At 66.5% G+C, this 14,584-nt stretch carries 20 protein-coding genes and 2 tRNA genes; 15 read left to right on the top strand and 7 right to left on the bottom strand.

All coding sequences use genetic code 11. The features are described 5' to 3' along the window. Positions 1 to 24 precede the first annotated feature (24 nt). From KV697_RS04295 to KV697_RS04285, 3 genes are all read right to left on the bottom strand, one after another. The gene (locus KV697_RS04295) at positions 25 to 528 is read right to left on the bottom strand and encodes an EF-hand domain-containing protein (protein WP_219020232.1); all 504 of its coding nucleotides are present in this window, start codon (positions 526 to 528) and stop codon (positions 25 to 27) included. A gap of 118 nt (positions 529 to 646) precedes the next feature. Beyond that, a complete protein-coding gene (locus KV697_RS04290) occupies positions 647 to 1,888 on the bottom strand; it encodes a TetR/AcrR family transcriptional regulator (protein ID WP_219020231.1) in 1,242 nt (413 codons plus the stop codon). 169 nt (positions 1,889 to 2,057) lie between these two features. Continuing rightward, complete coding sequence (locus KV697_RS04285; RefSeq protein WP_219020230.1) at positions 2,058 to 2,963, bottom strand: acyl-CoA thioesterase; 906 nt, start codon at positions 2,961 to 2,963, stop codon at positions 2,058 to 2,060. A gap of 136 nt (positions 2,964 to 3,099) precedes the next feature. Between KV697_RS04285 and KV697_RS04280 the strand changes: the two genes are divergently transcribed. From KV697_RS04280 to KV697_RS04265, 4 genes are all read left to right on the top strand, one after another. After that, positions 3,100 to 3,276, top strand: a complete 177-nt coding sequence (locus tag KV697_RS04280; RefSeq protein WP_219020229.1) for a hypothetical protein — start codon at positions 3,100 to 3,102, stop codon at positions 3,274 to 3,276. Positions 3,277 to 3,366: 90 nt separating this feature from the next. Continuing rightward, a complete protein-coding gene (locus KV697_RS04275) occupies positions 3,367 to 4,587 on the top strand; it encodes an AI-2E family transporter (RefSeq protein WP_374011388.1) in 1,221 nt (406 codons plus the stop codon). A gap of 57 nt (positions 4,588 to 4,644) precedes the next feature. Next, positions 4,645 to 4,721 (top strand) — tRNA-Asp (locus KV697_RS04270). Between the two features lie 81 nt (positions 4,722 to 4,802). Then, positions 4,803 to 4,879 (top strand) — tRNA-Asp (locus KV697_RS04265). 341 nt (positions 4,880 to 5,220) lie between these two features. On the opposite strand, the gene KV697_RS04260 is transcribed toward KV697_RS04265, so the two are convergent. The 4 genes from KV697_RS04260 to KV697_RS04245 form a co-directional block, all read right to left on the bottom strand. Then, the gene (locus tag KV697_RS04260) at positions 5,221 to 5,424 is read right to left on the bottom strand and encodes a DUF2842 domain-containing protein (RefSeq protein ID WP_219020227.1); all 204 of its coding nucleotides are present in this window, start codon (positions 5,422 to 5,424) and stop codon (positions 5,221 to 5,223) included. Continuing rightward, a complete protein-coding gene (locus tag KV697_RS04255; protein ID WP_219020226.1) occupies positions 5,421 to 5,954 on the bottom strand; it encodes a 5-formyltetrahydrofolate cyclo-ligase in 534 nt (177 codons plus the stop codon). The genes KV697_RS04260 and KV697_RS04255 overlap by 4 nt, the downstream gene beginning before the upstream one ends. A 220-nt stretch (positions 5,955 to 6,174) precedes the next feature. Further along, positions 6,175 to 6,495: a cell division protein ZapA gene (locus tag KV697_RS04250; RefSeq protein WP_219020225.1), complete on the bottom strand. Its 321-nt coding sequence runs from the start codon at positions 6,493 to 6,495 to the stop codon at positions 6,175 to 6,177. Further along, on the bottom strand, positions 6,495 to 6,692 hold the full coding sequence (locus tag KV697_RS04245) for a hypothetical protein (protein ID WP_175311420.1): 198 nt from the start codon (positions 6,690 to 6,692) through the stop codon (positions 6,495 to 6,497). Before KV697_RS04245 ends, KV697_RS04250 begins: the two co-directional genes overlap by 1 nt. A gap of 192 nt (positions 6,693 to 6,884) precedes the next feature. On the opposite strand from KV697_RS04245, the gene gap reads away from it, so the two are divergent. The 11 genes from gap to KV697_RS04190 all read left to right on the top strand — a co-directional run bounded on the left by gap (position 6,885) and on the right by KV697_RS04190 (position 14,418). Further along, positions 6,885 to 7,895, top strand: a complete 1,011-nt coding sequence (gene gap / locus KV697_RS04240; protein WP_183951395.1) for a type I glyceraldehyde-3-phosphate dehydrogenase — start codon at positions 6,885 to 6,887, stop codon at positions 7,893 to 7,895. After that, complete coding sequence (locus KV697_RS04235) at positions 7,895 to 8,371, top strand: MOSC domain-containing protein (protein WP_257575598.1); 477 nt, start codon at positions 7,895 to 7,897, stop codon at positions 8,369 to 8,371. The genes gap and KV697_RS04235 overlap by 1 nt, the downstream gene beginning before the upstream one ends. Beyond that, on the top strand, positions 8,368 to 9,567 hold the full coding sequence (locus tag KV697_RS04230; RefSeq protein WP_219020224.1) for a phosphoglycerate kinase: 1,200 nt from the start codon (positions 8,368 to 8,370) through the stop codon (positions 9,565 to 9,567). The genes KV697_RS04235 and KV697_RS04230 overlap by 4 nt, the downstream gene beginning before the upstream one ends. 144 nt (positions 9,568 to 9,711) lie before the next feature. Further along, positions 9,712 to 9,942, top strand: coding sequence for a type II toxin-antitoxin system RelB family antitoxin (gene relB / locus KV697_RS04225; protein WP_058733351.1), 231 nt, complete (start codon positions 9,712 to 9,714; stop codon positions 9,940 to 9,942). Further along, positions 9,939 to 10,265, top strand: coding sequence for a type II toxin-antitoxin system PemK/MazF family toxin (locus KV697_RS04220; protein WP_058716345.1), 327 nt, complete (start codon positions 9,939 to 9,941; stop codon positions 10,263 to 10,265). The genes relB and KV697_RS04220 overlap by 4 nt, the downstream gene beginning before the upstream one ends. 38 nt (positions 10,266 to 10,303) lie before the next feature. Continuing rightward, positions 10,304 to 11,212: a class I fructose-bisphosphate aldolase gene (locus tag KV697_RS04215; protein WP_219021238.1), complete on the top strand. Its 909-nt coding sequence runs from the start codon at positions 10,304 to 10,306 to the stop codon at positions 11,210 to 11,212. Positions 11,213 to 11,315: 103 nt separating this feature from the next. Then, complete coding sequence (gene thiE, locus KV697_RS04210) at positions 11,316 to 11,999, top strand: thiamine phosphate synthase (RefSeq protein ID WP_219020223.1); 684 nt, start codon at positions 11,316 to 11,318, stop codon at positions 11,997 to 11,999. Between the two features lie 90 nt (positions 12,000 to 12,089). Beyond that, entirely contained in the window at positions 12,090 to 12,230 is a 141-nt protein-coding gene (locus KV697_RS04205; RefSeq protein WP_219020222.1) for a hypothetical protein, read from the top strand. After that, complete coding sequence (locus KV697_RS04200; RefSeq protein ID WP_219020221.1) at positions 12,227 to 12,838, top strand: M23 family metallopeptidase; 612 nt, start codon at positions 12,227 to 12,229, stop codon at positions 12,836 to 12,838. Before KV697_RS04205 ends, KV697_RS04200 begins: the two co-directional genes overlap by 4 nt. Positions 12,839 to 12,912: 74 nt before the next feature. Continuing rightward, entirely contained in the window at positions 12,913 to 13,476 is a 564-nt protein-coding gene (efp, locus tag KV697_RS04195) for an elongation factor P (protein WP_007403968.1), read from the top strand. 129 nt (positions 13,477 to 13,605) lie between these two features. Continuing rightward, a complete protein-coding gene (locus KV697_RS04190) occupies positions 13,606 to 14,418 on the top strand; it encodes an inositol monophosphatase family protein (protein ID WP_007404243.1) in 813 nt (270 codons plus the stop codon). Positions 14,419 to 14,584: the final 166 nt, after the last annotated feature.

Genomic DNA, 14,584 nt, shown 5'->3' with positions numbered 1-14,584 from the left:
GGCCCGTCCCTTCCGCTTGGCGGCTCAGTCGGCGTCGGATTGCGACGGGGCCTGGCCGGAGGGGTTCATCCCGCCGCGATGACGGCCGCCCCAGCGCGGCGCGGCGGCGCGTTCGGCGGCGTCGATCTTGCCGTCATGATTGGTGTCGAGCCGGTCGAACATGGCGGTGGCGCGGGCGCGGAAGGCGTCGGCGGTGATCGGCTGCGGTGCGGGGCGGCCGGGCCGGTCGACACCGGGGCGGCGCGCGGCATGTTCGGCGCGGCGTTGCTCGCGATAGGCACGCATTTCGTCGGGGGTGACGGTGCCGTCGTGATTGGCGTCCATCGCGGCGAAGCGCTGGTCGGCGGCGGCGATCGCGGCGGCGCGGGTGATGTTGCCGTTCGCGTCTGGCTGCACGCCCATCATGCCACCGCGCATCCCGCCGCCGGGCGGGGGCGGCGCGTCGGTCTGCGCCTGGGCGGCAGTCGCGGTCAGCAGCGTGGCGCCCAGCAGCAGGGCGGGGGAAAGGCCGAGCAGGGTCTTTCGCATGGGGTGGGGCATCCTCCTGGCGGCAGGGGCAAGTCCCTGCCGAACGATGACCGTTCTGCACCCCGGCTGTCGCCCGATCATGTCGGGCTTCCCGCGCTTTTGTCGCAAATTGTGCGGGTCAGCGCAGGAAACGGTCGTCGAACATGCCGTAGAGGATGGTGGATGCGTACAGCGCGATGGCATGCGGGCGCTCCATCGTCCCCGCCCATTTGCGCATGTCGAAGGCGGCGTTCTGGATCGCCATCAGCGCCTGTGCGGCGATCAGGGCGTCCACCGCGCGTATCGATCCTTCGCCGACTCCGTCCATGATCGTACCCGCATAGCGCCGCGCGATCCGGTTGGAGCGATCGACCATCTGCGCCCGCACCTCGCCGGACAGGCTGGACAGCGCGCTGGTGCGCAACAGCGGCCCGCGCTCGGCGAACTGGATGTCCAGCAGTGTGGCGATCGCACTCGACAACCGGTGCCAGTGGCTGCCCCCGGCGGCATCGGCCAGTTGCTGTGCGGCGGTGATCGTGTCGAAGCTGCGCCGGTAGCAGGCAACGACCAGATCGTCCTTGGCGTCGAGATGGTGGTAGAAGCTGCCCTTGGTCACGTTCAGCTCTGACGCGATCCGCTGGACGCTGGCACCGCGATAGCCGAGCTGGTTGATGAGCCGCGTCGCGGCCAGCAGGAACGCCTCACGCCCCGGCTCGCCGCCACGCGCGCCCTGCGCCTCCATATCGAGCATGGTGGGGTTCCAGGTCGATCCGGGTGCGGCGATGCCATGGGTCAGCACGTCGAGCAGCCGTTCCTCGACACGGGCATATTGATCGGGTTCGTAACGGTCCAGCCACATGGGCAGCCAGAAGGTGTTCTCCAGCAGCACATGCGCGCGCGCACCGTGCAGGTCGGTATGCGCGCGGCTGGGCGCCGGTCCCCACAGGCTGCGGGTGGCGCGGAACACCTTCTGCCAACCGGCCATCAACTGGCCGCGCAGCGGCTCCTCCATGGCACGCAGGTCGGACAGCACGGCGAAGGGCGTTTCCTCACCGCGTTCGATCCGCGCCAGCCGCGCCATGTTGATTGACAGATAGCGCGCGACGCGGGCCTGCGGCGTCGGTTCCTCGGCAGCCTCGGCCAGCATGTCCAGCAGCCGCTCCAGCGTATGCTCGAACGCCGCCGCCGCCAGTTCCTCCTTGCGGCGGAAATAATAGGTGACGCTGGTGGTATTCAGTCCCACCCGCCGCGCGACATCGGCGAAGGTCATGCCCTTGGCCGATTGCTCGTTTATGACCTGGGCCGCCGCCGCCAGAATGGCATCGCGCTTTCGCAGATAGCGGTCGGTATTCCGCGCTTCACCGACGGACGTCGCCGTCATGCCTTCCATCCCCTCCGTCATCATCGCCCGCACCGCGGGCGATCACCCGTGTTTAGAAGTGAAAGTCTTGGCCGTCACCGTCATTTCACCGCTTTTCCGGTGGGTATCGGCGAATTTTCCTTGGCTGTCCTAAAATCGGTATGCCCGATCAGGCCATATGACACGTCGTTCAGCTTTCGATGGCTGGCTTGCGCAGCCGGATCAGCCCCTCCTGCGCGACGCTGGCGACCAGTCGGCCATCGGCGGCGAAGATGCGGCCGCGATTGAACCCGCGTGCATGGCCCGCCCAGGGGCTGTCGGTCGTGTAGAGCAGCCACTCGTCGGCGCGGAACGGCTCGTGCAGCCACAGTGCATGGTCCAGGCTGGCGGTCTGCATGTCGTGGACCAGCCAGTTGATGCCATGCGGCAGCGTCGAGGTGCCCAGCAGCGCGAAATCGCTGGCATAGGCCAGGATCGCGCGGTGCAGGCCGGGATCGTCGCCGATCGGCGCGACCAGCCGGAACCAGATCGCCTGCACCGGCTCGCGCGGTTCGGGGGCGAGCAGCTGGCGCGGATCGACCGTGCGCAGCTCGATCGGGCGCGGCCGTTCCAGAAAGCTGCGGATGGGGCCGGGCACCTGATCGCCCAGACTGTCCAGCAATTCGCGTTCCGAGGGCAGGGCATCGGCTGCGGGCACGGCGGGCATCGCATCCTGATGATGCATCCCATCCTCGGGCGTCTGGAACGAGCAGGCCAGGTTCAGGATCGGCTTGCCCTTCTGCATCGCGATCACGCGGCGGGTGGCGAAGCTGCGCCCCTCGAAATCACGCTCCACCCGGTAGGTGATGGGGAAGCGTTCGTCGCCGGGGCGCATGAAATAGGCGTGGAGCGAATGCGCCGTCTTGGGCGCTTCCGTCGACCGCTGCGCGGCCTGCAGCGCCTGGGCGATGACCTGTCCGCCGAAGACCCGGCCTTCGCCGCCGGGCCGCCTGGCGCCGCGATAGAGGTCGGTGTCGATTTCTTCGATATCGAGCAGTGCGACCAGACCCTGGGCCAGTTGATCGGGAGAGAAACGGGGTGGGGTATTGCGATCCATGGCCGGGTGATGCTGTACGTTGACGTAAACGTCAATGGTCGCCTGCCCTTCGGGTCGGGCGGTCAGACCCGAAAGGGCTTTTACGCCGTTGGGGTGCCCGCTACACAGTCGGCAACGATCTGGCTGGGAGAAGGCGATGGACGGTTTGAACGAAGACGGCGTCTCGGAGCGCGCCGAGCTGCACTTTCTGGCGGCGCTGACCGAAGAACTGATGCGTCACCTGATGGACGCCGGGGTGCTTAGCCGGACCCAGCTCCAGTCGATCGAAAATGCCGTGGCCGAACGCACCGGGGGCATTCCCCGCGCCTGGTGAGGCGGCTGCACGGCCTCACATGACATAAACGTCATGAAATGGCGGCGTTAGCGGCTTTCCTGCGTTAGGAAAGCCGCTAACGTGACCGTCATGAGTGACGCGCAAGACGAGCCGGTCGACCAGGCCTTTCCGGCTGGTGATTCGATCCTGGGGACGCCGCTGGGCATGGGGCCGCGCGATGCGGTGCGGATCGCCATGCGCCGGGACCGGCTACTCGCCGGGCTGACCCTGACCGCGGGGGCGGGCTTCATCCTGGCCCTGCCGTTCGCACTGCGCGAGGGAGCCGAGTTCTTCCTGCCGCTGACTACTGCGCTGGTCATAGCGATCGCGCTGGTGCCCATATTGGAATGGCTGGAGCGACGGCGCGTGCCCTCTGCGCTGGCAGCGCTGATGTGCGTCTTGTTGTTCCTGATCGTCGCCAATATCGCGCTGGCTGCAATCATCGTGCCCGCGACGGACTTCTTCCGCCTGCTGCCCAGCCGGATCGGGCGCATCCAGGACAATCTGGCGCCGCTGCTCGATCTCTATTCCAGCCTCGAGCGCTATGTGAACAAGGCGCTGCGGCAGGTCGCCTCGACCCCGATCCGCCAGCCGCAGACCGCCGCCGTTTCTCCGCCCAGCTCGATCTTGGAACTGGCGGCGACCTCGGCACCGGGGTTGATCGTCCAGTTCCTGTTCGGGGTTCTGGTCGTCTTCTTCGTGCTGTCCGGCTGGACCCGGATGCGCAAGGAAACGATTCGCGGACGGACCAGCTTCGACGGCGCGATGGCGACTGCGCGGGTGATCCAGGAGGTGGTGGACGACGTCTCGGCCTATCTGGGTACGATCACCATCATCAATCTGGCGCTGGGCGGGGCGGTGGCGGGCGCGCTGTCGCTGTTCGGTATGCCTTATCCGCTGATGTGGGGCGGTATCGTCGCGCTGCTCAACTATATCCCCTATTTCGGGCCGGTGATCGGCGCGATGCTGCTGGCGGTCGGCGGCCTGATGACGTTCAGCGACATCTGGGTCGCGCTGGCGCCGCCTGCGATCATGTACGGGATGCATCTGATCGAGGCGAACCTGATCACCCCGCTGATCGTCGGGCATCGCCTGACCATCAGCCCGGTGCTGATCCTGGTCTCCCTAAGCTTCTGGGGATGGGTCTGGGGCACCTTGGGGGCGCTGCTGGCGGTTCCCCTGCTCATCATCCTGCAAACCGTCCTGAAGGCGGCCGGAAAGCCCGACATCGCAGGCTTCCTGTTCGAGCATGGAACGCTCACCCATCTCGACCGCAAAACCGACCCGGAGGACGTTCCGCAAGAAAAATGAAATGATGCGTTGACAGGTTCGGAGCGCTCGCCTAGTTGGCGCGCCTCGACGCTTTCAGCGGGTGTAGCTCAGTTGGTTAGAGCGCCGGCCTGTCACGCCGGAGGTCGCGGGTTCGAGCCCCGTCACTCGCGCCACTCTCTTCGGAGAATGGCTGAAAATATCGAAATCCCCATTGGGGCCGATGCCGGTTTTGCCTGGCATCGCATGGCTTTCAAGCGGGTGTAGCTCAGTTGGTTAGAGCGCCGGCCTGTCACGCCGGAGGTCGCGGGTTCGAGCCCCGTCACTCGCGCCATCCTTCGGGATGGCGCTTTTGTTTTCAGCATTGGCAGCGTTGGTCTGGGTGCTCGCTTCGATGCGAGTTGACCTTAGCATATGCCGGTCGTTTCCCAAAAAATCCGCTCCCAACATCCCCCATCTTCGTTCAGCCTGAGCGCAGTCGAAGGCCGCGCTTCAAGGTGGCGTACAGGTTTGCTGAGGGCTGTCAGCTGGCCGTTGGCGAGCTTGGGGCGTGCACTTCGACTTTGCTCAGTGCGAACGGTGGTTGTGGCGTGTGGAAGCCTGAAAGGACAGCGGGGAATAGCCCAAGCCCCGCTCAGCCTGAGCAAAGTCGAAGGCCACGCCCCGACGCCTGCCTCAGCGCCGCCCGCCTTCCATCCAGCGCAGCAGCGGCTTCATCGGCGTGATCCACACGATCCCCGCCACGACATAGAAGGCCAACTGTAACACCCAATGCCACTGACCGACCGTACCGGACAGGCTGGCGACCAACCCTGCCCAAGCGATGATGATCGCGACGATCAGCAGCATTCCGGCGGGTTTGCGCCAACTGGGGGTCATGGGACGATCCATTCCGATTCGGTGGCGATGGCGTGAAGCGGCACGTCCCAGCTGTCGGGAACCAGCTCCTCGACCTCCTGCACGCTCCAGGCGATGCCGACCCGCCAGGCATCGGGATTGGCCGCAAAAGCGCGGTCATAATGGCCTGCGCCCTGTCCCAGCCGATTTCCGCGCCGGTCGAAGCCGACGAGCGGCGTCAGGATGATGTCCGGGCGGCATTCGGGAGCATCGGCGGCGGGTTGGTGCAGGCCGAAGGCGCCAACGCTCAGATCCTCGCCGTCCGTCCATGTCAGGAAGCGGATAGGGCTGGCGCGGTCGGTGACATGGGGCAGGGCGATCGTCGCCCCGGCATGCAGCGCCGCCTCGACCCAAAGCGCCGGGTCCGCTTCCGCCCCCAGGGGGCGATAGGCTGCGACAACCTGCTTTGGGAGCAGGCGGTCGAGAAAGGGCCGCGCCACCGGCAACAGGCCGGGACCATGCGCGTCGCGCACCGCCCGCATCCGGGCGCGTAGGGCGCGCTTGTCGATCATGATGCGCGACGATGATCGGGGGAAGGGCGGGTGGCGGGACCGCCATGGCCGTTTGCCGTAATATCCACTGACGCCCAATACGTCAGGTGGGGACCATGTACGTCGGACCAGGGTCCGGGCAGGGACAGCCCCCTTGGATGAAGAATAGCCTCAGGGATTATCGTGGCTCGTACCGGGCAGAGCCCGCCGCCAACCCATGTAGGCGAGGGGCCAGGGATACTCAAGGGCGTCCGTCCTCCGACCGGCCCTCTTCGTCGAGCGCATCGGCCAGACCTTCCAGCCGCTCGGCGATGCGGGCGAGGGCGGCCTCGCTGACCGCAGCCCCCGCAGGCGGGCGCCGTTCGGCCTCTTCCAGTGCGTCGGCCAGCATCAGCGCCACAAACAGCAGCGCCCGCTCGCCATTATGGCCGCCCGAGGCGCGCATCGCCGCCGACCAGCGCTGGTCGAGCATCTGGCCCAGCATCCGCACCCGCGCTTCGCCGCCCTCCTGGCAATAGACGGTGTGCGGGCGGTCGCCGACCAAGATCGTCACTTCGGCCATCAGGCGGCGCTCCCCCGGCTGATGACGTCGTCCAGCGCGCTTACCGCCTCGGCCATGCGCGCCTTCAGCGCGGCGTGACGGCGGGCGAGCGCGTCTTCCTTGGCGGCGCGGGTTCGGATCGCCCGTTCGATGCGGGCGATCGCGTGGTCGATCCGTTCGACGGAGGAAAGGACGTCGTCGGCAATAGGTTCGGGCATGAAAGGGGCTTAGCAGGCTGGTTTCACGCGGCAACCCGGAATTGGACGGTTCGCCGCGTCGCGGCGGTTGACAGCGAACCCGTCGCCTCCGAAAGGCGTGGCGCGAATGATGGAATCATCGAAAATGATCTCCATCCAACCGGGGGCGGTGCCGTCCAAGGCACGGCCCGTACAAGACAGGAGCTTGCTGGCATGACGGTCAAGGTTGCAATCAACGGTTTCGGCCGCATCGGTCGCCTGGTGGCGCGCGCCATCCTCGAGCGGGGCGAGGGCGCGCTGGAACTCGTCGCGATCAACGATCTCGCCGACGCCAAGTCCAACGCCTGGCTGTTCAGCCGCGACAGCATCCACGGCCGCTATCCGGGCGAAGTAGCCGCCGAGGGCAACGACATCGTGATCGACGGCAAGCGCATCCGCGTCACCGCCGAGCGTGATCCGGCGAACCTGCCGCACAAGGAACTGGGCGTCGACCTGGTCCTGGAGTGCACCGGCTTCTTCACCGACAAGGCATCGTGCGAAAAGCACATCGCGGCCGGCGCCAAGAAGGTGCTGATCTCGGCGCCGGGCAAGAATGTCGACCTGACCGTCGTCTACGGCGTCAACCATGACAAGCTGACCGCCGACCACACCATCGTGTCGAACGCCTCGTGCACCACCAACTGCCTGGCGCCGGTCGCCAAGGTGCTGAACGACGCGATCGGCATCGAGCGCGGCCTGATGACCACGGTCCACGCTTATACCAACGACCAGAAGATCCTCGACCAGATCCATCCCGACCTGCGTCGCGCCCGCGCCGCCGCCATGTCGATGATCCCGACCACCACGGGTGCCGCCCGCGCGGTGGGCGAGGTTCTGCCGGAACTGAAGGGCAAGCTGGACGGCTCGGCCATCCGCGTGCCGACCCCGGACGTCAGCTTGGTCGACCTGACCTTCACGCCCGCGCGCGACACGACCAAGGAAGAGGTCAACGCGATCCTGAAGGCCGCGTCGGAGAGCGAGGCGCTGAAGGGCGTTCTGGTCTATACCGACGAGCCTTTGGTCTCGATCGACCTGATGCACTCGCCGCAGTCCTCGACCGTCGACAGCCTGGAGACGGCGGTGATCGACGGCAAGCTGGTGCGCGTCGTGTCCTGGTACGACAATGAATGGGGCTTTTCGAACCGCATGGTCGACACCGCGACCGCGATGGCGAAGTTCCTGTAATGACCGACGGGCGGGCGATGACCGGGCATCTGGCCGGCATCGCCCGCCATGCCGTGCCGAAGGGGCCGATGGAGGTGATCGACACCGCCATCGTGACCCTGGAGGGCGGCGTGGAAGGCGATTGTCGCGGGCGGGTGAAGCCCGGCGGTCGGGGCAAGCGTCAGGTGACGCTGATCGAGCGGGCCGACTGGGATGCCGCGCTGGCCGAGATCGACCGCACCATTCCCTGGCAGGAGCGCCGTGCGAACCTGCTGGTCGAGGATTTCGACCTTCCCCAGATTCCGGGCACCCGGCTGCGTATCGGACCCGTCCTTCTGGAAATCACCGTGGAATGCGATCCGTGCCACCGCATGGACGCGATCGCCGACGGATTGCAGGCGGCCCTTCGACCCGACTGGCGCGGCGGCGCGTGCGCCCGCGTGATCGAGGGGGGCACGATCCGTATCGGCGATAACATCAGGATCGAGGAATCATGACCAAGGCCTTCAAGACGCTCGACGATATGGGCGATGTCCAAGGCAAGCGCGTGCTGGTCCGCGAGGATCTGAACGTGCCGATGGCCGATGGCCGCGTCACCGACGACACCCGCCTGCGCGCGACGATCGCGACCGTGACCGAACTGGCCGACAAGGGCGCGATCGTCCTGATCCTCGCCCATTTCGGCCGCCCCAAGGGGCAGCGTAATCCCGAATTCTCGCTGGCGATGCTGACCCAGCCGTATAGCGACGTGCTGGGCCGTCCGGTCCGCTTCATCGACGATGTGGCGGGCGAGGCGGCGGAAGCCGCTGTCGCGACGCTGAACCCGGGCGATATCGCGATCCTGGAAAACACCCGCTTCCATGCCGGTGAGGAAAAGAACGATCCCGAACTGGCGGCGCAGATCGCCAAGCTCGGCGATCTGTACGTCAACGACGCCTTTTCGGCCGCGCACCGCGCGCACGTCTCGACCGAGGGGCTGGCGCGCCAGCTTCCGGCCTTTGCGGGTCGCGCGATGGAGGCCGAACTCGACGCGCTGGAAAAGGCGCTCGGCAATCCCGAGCATCCGGTCGCGGCCGTGGTCGGCGGCGCCAAGGTCTCGACCAAGCTCGCCGTCCTCAAGCATCTGGTCGGCAAGGTCGATCACCTCATCATCGGCGGCGGCATGGCCAACACCTTCCTCGCCGCGCGCGGGGTCGATGTGGGCAAGTCGCTGTGCGAACATGACCTGACCGGCACCGCCGAGGAAATCCTCGAAGCGGCTGACAAGGCGGGCTGCACGGTCCACCTGCCGTACGACGTCGTGGTCGCCAAGGAGTTCAAGCCGAACCCCGACACCCGCACCGTCAACGTCCATGAAGTCGCCGCCGACGAGATGATCCTCGACCTCGGCCCCAATGCCGTCGAGGCGCTGGGCGATGTGCTGAAGAACTGTCGTACGCTGGTCTGGAACGGTCCGCTGGGCGCGTTCGAGACGCCGCCTTTCGACATGGCGACCGTCGCGCTGGCCAAGACGGCGGCGGCGCTGACCCAGGACGGCAGCCTCGTCTCGGTCGCGGGCGGCGGCGATACCGTCGCCGCGCTCAACCAGGCGGGCGTGGGCACGCAGTTCACCTTCGTCTCGACGGCGGGCGGCGCGTTCCTGGAATGGATGGAAGGGCAGGACCTGCCCGGCGTCGCCGCGCTGACCGCCTGACGGTCGATTTACTCGACATGACGATCACCCCGTCGCCTACCCGGGCGGCGGGGTTTTTTCTTGGGCGTCGCAATTGGTCAGACAGCCGCTTGATCCGCCGCGCCAGACTTGCTAGGTTAAACGCGTTAAACGAAGGAAGTGGTGATGCTCGGCGTCCGTCTCGACACCGAATTGGAAGAGCGGCTGGCCGCCGTCGCGCGCACGCAGGGGCGCAGCAAGAGCGACATCGCGCGCGAAGCGGTGCGTCGCTATGTCGACCTTCACGACGAAGCCTATCGCCGTGAGGCACGCCGCCAGTCGACCCGCGCGTCGAAGCGCGACACGCCGGAGGACTTCGCTTTCTGGAATGCGCTGGCCAAGGAGGGTGACGCATGACGATCGCCCATGCCGCCATCGTGCTGGCCACGAACGGGGAGGGGGGCGACCACCGCCCGTTCCTCGTGGTCCAGTCGGACCTGTATAACGAGACGCACAACACCATCACCGTCTGCCCGATGACCTCGGTCGTCGGCGGCGAGGCGTTGTTCCGTGTCGCTTTTTCCCCGCGCGAGCATACCGGCCTGACGGTCGAGTGCGAGGTGCAGGTGGACAAGATCCTGTCCATCCCCCGCAATCATATCGTCAAAGTCATCGGCCATGCTTCGCCCACCCGGATGGAGCAGGTCGACCAGGCGCTGCGCCGCTGGCTGATGCTCTGAACCCCAATCGAACACCCGTATTGATCTGGAGAGACATGATGACCCCGACCGTGAAGGCCATTCTCGACAAATATGAAGGCACGCCCGCCGCGGTGAAGGCGAACCTCGCCCGCATCCTGATGCAGGGCAAGCTGGGCGGCACCGGCAAGGTCATCATCCTGCCCGTCGACCAGGGGTTCGAGCATGGCCCGGCGCGCAGCTTTGCGGTCAATCCGCCCGCCTATGACCCGCATTACCATTTCCAGCTGGCGATCGATGCCGGGCTGTCGGCCTATGCCGCGCCGCTGGGCATGCTGGAGGCCGGTGCCGACACGTTCGCGGGCCAGATCCCGACCATCCTGAAGATCAACAGCTCGAACAGCTGGGGTACCTCGATCACCCAGGCCGTGACCGGCAGCGTTCACGATGCGGTGCGGCTGGGCTGCGCGGCGATCGGCTTTACCATCTATCCGGGTTCGGACGGCATTTTCGACGCAATGGACCAGATCGCGATCCTGTCGGCTGAAGCACGCGAGGCGGGTCTCGCCACCGTCATCTGGAGCTATCCGCGCGGCGGCAAGCTGACCAAGGACGGCGAGCTGGCGCTCGACGTCGGCGCCTATGCCGCGCACATGGCCGCGCTGCTCGGCGCGCACATCATCAAGGTGAAGCTGCCCAGCGACCATATCGAACAGGCCGAGGCCAAGAAGGTCTATGAAGGCACCGACTGGTCGAACCAGGCCGACCGCGTGCGCCATGTGGTGCAGTCGAGCTTTGCAGGTCGCCGCATCGTCGTCTTTTCGGGCGGTGCGGCCAAGGGGGCCGATGCCGTCTATCAGGACGCGCGCGACATTCGCGACGGTGGCGGCAACGGCTCGATCATCGGCCGCAACACCTTCCAGCGCCCGCGTGACGAGGCGCTGGCGATGCTCGACAAGCTGATCGCGATCTACAAGAACGAAGAATAAGTTCTTGCTAGGGTTGGGCGTTCCGGTTGGGGAACCGGGGCGCCCATTCCTTATCCGTTCGCCATAGGTGACGGAGGCCGCGTCAGGCGCTAGGGGAGGGGCCATGACGCTTGATGACGATCCCCTCGGCCCCCTTGACCCCAATTTCGCGGCAGCCTTTACCCGCGACGTGCGGCGCCCGCCCTGCCAGCTCTATCTGATCTCGCCGCTCGACGTGACCGGCGGTTTCGCCGACCGTCTGGCGCGCGCGCTCGATGCCGGGCCGGTCGCGGCCTTCCAGTTCCGCGTCAAGGACATGGACCAGCACGCCGCCGCCAAGCTGGCCGAGCCGCTCCAGCGTATCTGCGCCGACCGCGAAGTCGCCTTCATCGTCAATGACAGCATCAGCCTGGCCAAGCGGCTGGGCGCGGACGGTGTGCATCTGGGGCAGGAAGACGGCGACGCCCGCGAGGCACGCGACGTGCTCGGGCCCACGGTGCAGATCGGCGTGACCTGCCACGACAGCCGTCACCTCGCAATGGAAGCGGGCGAGGCGGGCGCAGACTATGTCGCGTTCGGTGCCTTCTACCCGACCGCGACCAAGGAAACCAAGCATCGGCCCGAGCCGGTCGTCCTGTCCTGGTGGTCGGCCCTGTTCGAGCTGCCCTGTGTCGCGATCGGCGGCATCACCCCGGACAACGCCGCACCGCTGGTCAAGGCGGGGGCGGACTTCCTGGCGGTGTCGGGCGCGGTGTGGAACGGCGACGAGACGGCGGCGATCAAGGCCTTCGCCGAACTGCTGGGCTGAGCATCTTCCCGGCACATCCGTTCCGCTTTGGAAACAAGCGCCGGGGCTTCGCGTTTAACCGGTGATCGATCCACGGGTTAAGGAGCGGGCGTGAAGAGACTGGCAATCGCCCTTGTCGGCGGCGTGGCCATGGCGCTGGTGGCGGTCGGCACCCATCCGACATCGGCCGGGCTGCGTGGCAATCTGTCACGACAGGCCGCCGTGGGCGCGCCGTCGGTGACGACGCGATGAGGCGTGGCGGGGGCAGGGGGCCGCTGTCGCGTTTCGGTTGGGTGATGCTGGGGCTGATCGTCATCGCGGTCGGCGGTTTCCTGTCGATGCTGTCCTTCGGACCGGGCGAAGTCGTCGTTCCCGATGTGGCGGCTCCAGCCAAACAGGCGGCGGCGGGCAGTTCGGCAGCGCTCGCCATGCCGATCGCCAATTATCCGGTCTCCTCGCTGCGTCACGACTGGGGCGATCCGCGCGAAGGTGGCCAGCGCAAGCATCAGGGGCTCGACCTGATGGCGCCGGGCGGAACGCCGGTCGTCGCCGCGCTGTCCGGCACGGTCGAGAAGCTGTTCGACAGCGATCGCGGCGGTCACACCCTCTATATCCGCTCGTCCGACCGACGGTGGATGCTCTATTACGCGCATCTGAAGGGCTATGCGCCTGGGCTGGCCGAGGGGCAGCAGGTCCGCCAGGGTCAGGTCGTCGGTTATGTCGGGGACAGCGGCAATGCGGGGGCGGGCAACACGCATCTGCATTTCGCGGTCAACTGGATGCGCGCCGGGGACAGCTGGTATCAGGGCGAGCCGATCGATCCCTATCCGCTGCTTGCCGGAAAGACCGCTTCGAGCTAAAGCGGCCGACACAGGAGGCCGGACCGCGTTTCTCGCGCCGGTGTCCTTCGCTCTTTCCAGCAGGTTGAAGACCCATGAAGATCAGCGGCGTGGACATTCGTCCCGGCAACATCATCGAGTATGAAGGCGGCATCTGGCGCGCCGTGAAGATTCAGCACACTCAGCCCGGCAAGGGCGGTGCGTATATGCAGGTCGAGATGAAGAACCTCATCGACGGCCGCAAGACGAACGTCCGCTTCCGCTCCGCCGAGACGGTCGAGCGCGTCCGCCTGGATACCAAGGACTTCCAGTTCCTGTTTGCGGAAGGCGACGACCTGACCTTCATGGACAAGGAAAGCTATGAGCAGATCACGCTGCCGCGCGACCTGCTGGGCGACGCCGCCGCGTTCCTGCAGGATGGCATGGACGTCGTGATGGAACTGCACGAGGAAAAGCCGATCTCGGTTCAGCTTCCCGACCAGATCGAAGCCACCATCGTCGAGGCCGACGCGGTGGTAAAGGGGCAGACCGCCTCGTCCTCGTACAAGCCCGCCATTCTCGACAATGGCGTCCGCGTGATGGTGCCGCCGCACATCGCATCGGGTACGCGCATCGTCGTCGACGTGTACGAACAGACCTACGTCCGCCGCGCGGACTAAGCACGATCGGCGGATGACCGGCGCGACCTGAGCGCGACCCCGTCATCCGCCGTCCCGGCCCGTCGCTCGCGGCGGGCCTTTTCAATTGGAGCGCCCTGGGCAAGCAGCGGCGCGATCGAAAGGACGATCATGGCCTCGCACTCCGGGCTTCTCACCATCATGGAACGCGCCGCGCGCAAGGCCGCCCCGCGTCTGCGCCGTGACTTCAACGAGGTCCAGCACCTCCAGGTCAGCCGCAAGGGTCCCGCCGACTTCGTGTCGATGGCCGACAAGCGCGCCGAGGAAACCGTCTTCGAGGAACTGAAGAAGGCGCGTCCCGACTGGAACTTCCTCATGGAGGAGGGCGGCGAGATCAAGGGCGATCCGTCCAAGCCGCGCTTCATCATCGACCCGCTCGACGGCACCTCGAACTTCCTGCACGGCATTCCGCACTTCGCCATCTCGATCGCGGTCGAGGAGCCGCTGGCGAACGGCAAGCGCGAAGTGACGACCGGCCTGATCTATCAGCCGCTGACCGATGAGAGCTTCTGGGCCGAAAAGGGCCGAGGCGCTTGGTTGCAGGACGGCCGCCTGCGCGTGTCGTCGCGTCGCGACCTGTCGGAGGCGCTGATCGCCACCGGCATCCCGTTCCTGGGTCATGGCGATTTCGTCCAGTGGAGCCGCATTTTCGGTGCGATCGCCCCGCAGGTCGCCGGTATCCGCCGCTTCGGCTCGGCCGCGCTCGACCTCGCCTGGGTCGCGGCAGGCCGTTACGACGGTTTCTGGGAGTCGGGCCTGAAGCCCTGGGACGCGGCGGCGGGCATGCTGCTGGTGCGAGAAGCGGGCGGTTTCGTCAGCGATTTCCGCGGCAGCGACAAGTCGCTCGACCGTGGCGAGTATCTGGCGGCGAACGAGGGCCTGCATTCCAAGCTGCACAAGCTGCTGGCCAACGCGCTGCGTTAAGAATTTGGTGGGATTTGAACGCAAGGGGGCTCGCCTCTTGCGTTCAAGCCACTGGATTGCCATGTAAAAATCCGAGGATGACGGTGGGTGGCGGCGTTCACTTGCGATTCATTCTCATGCCTTCGCTGGCTTGCTCCGGCCGACCCATCGGCCTAAAGCCATCGCA

The organism is Sphingomonas sanguinis, from assembly GCF_019297835.1.
Classification (GTDB): Bacteria; Pseudomonadota; Alphaproteobacteria; order Sphingomonadales; family Sphingomonadaceae; genus Sphingomonas; species Sphingomonas sanguinis_D.
This window is presented reverse-complemented; position numbering and strand designations above follow the sequence as displayed.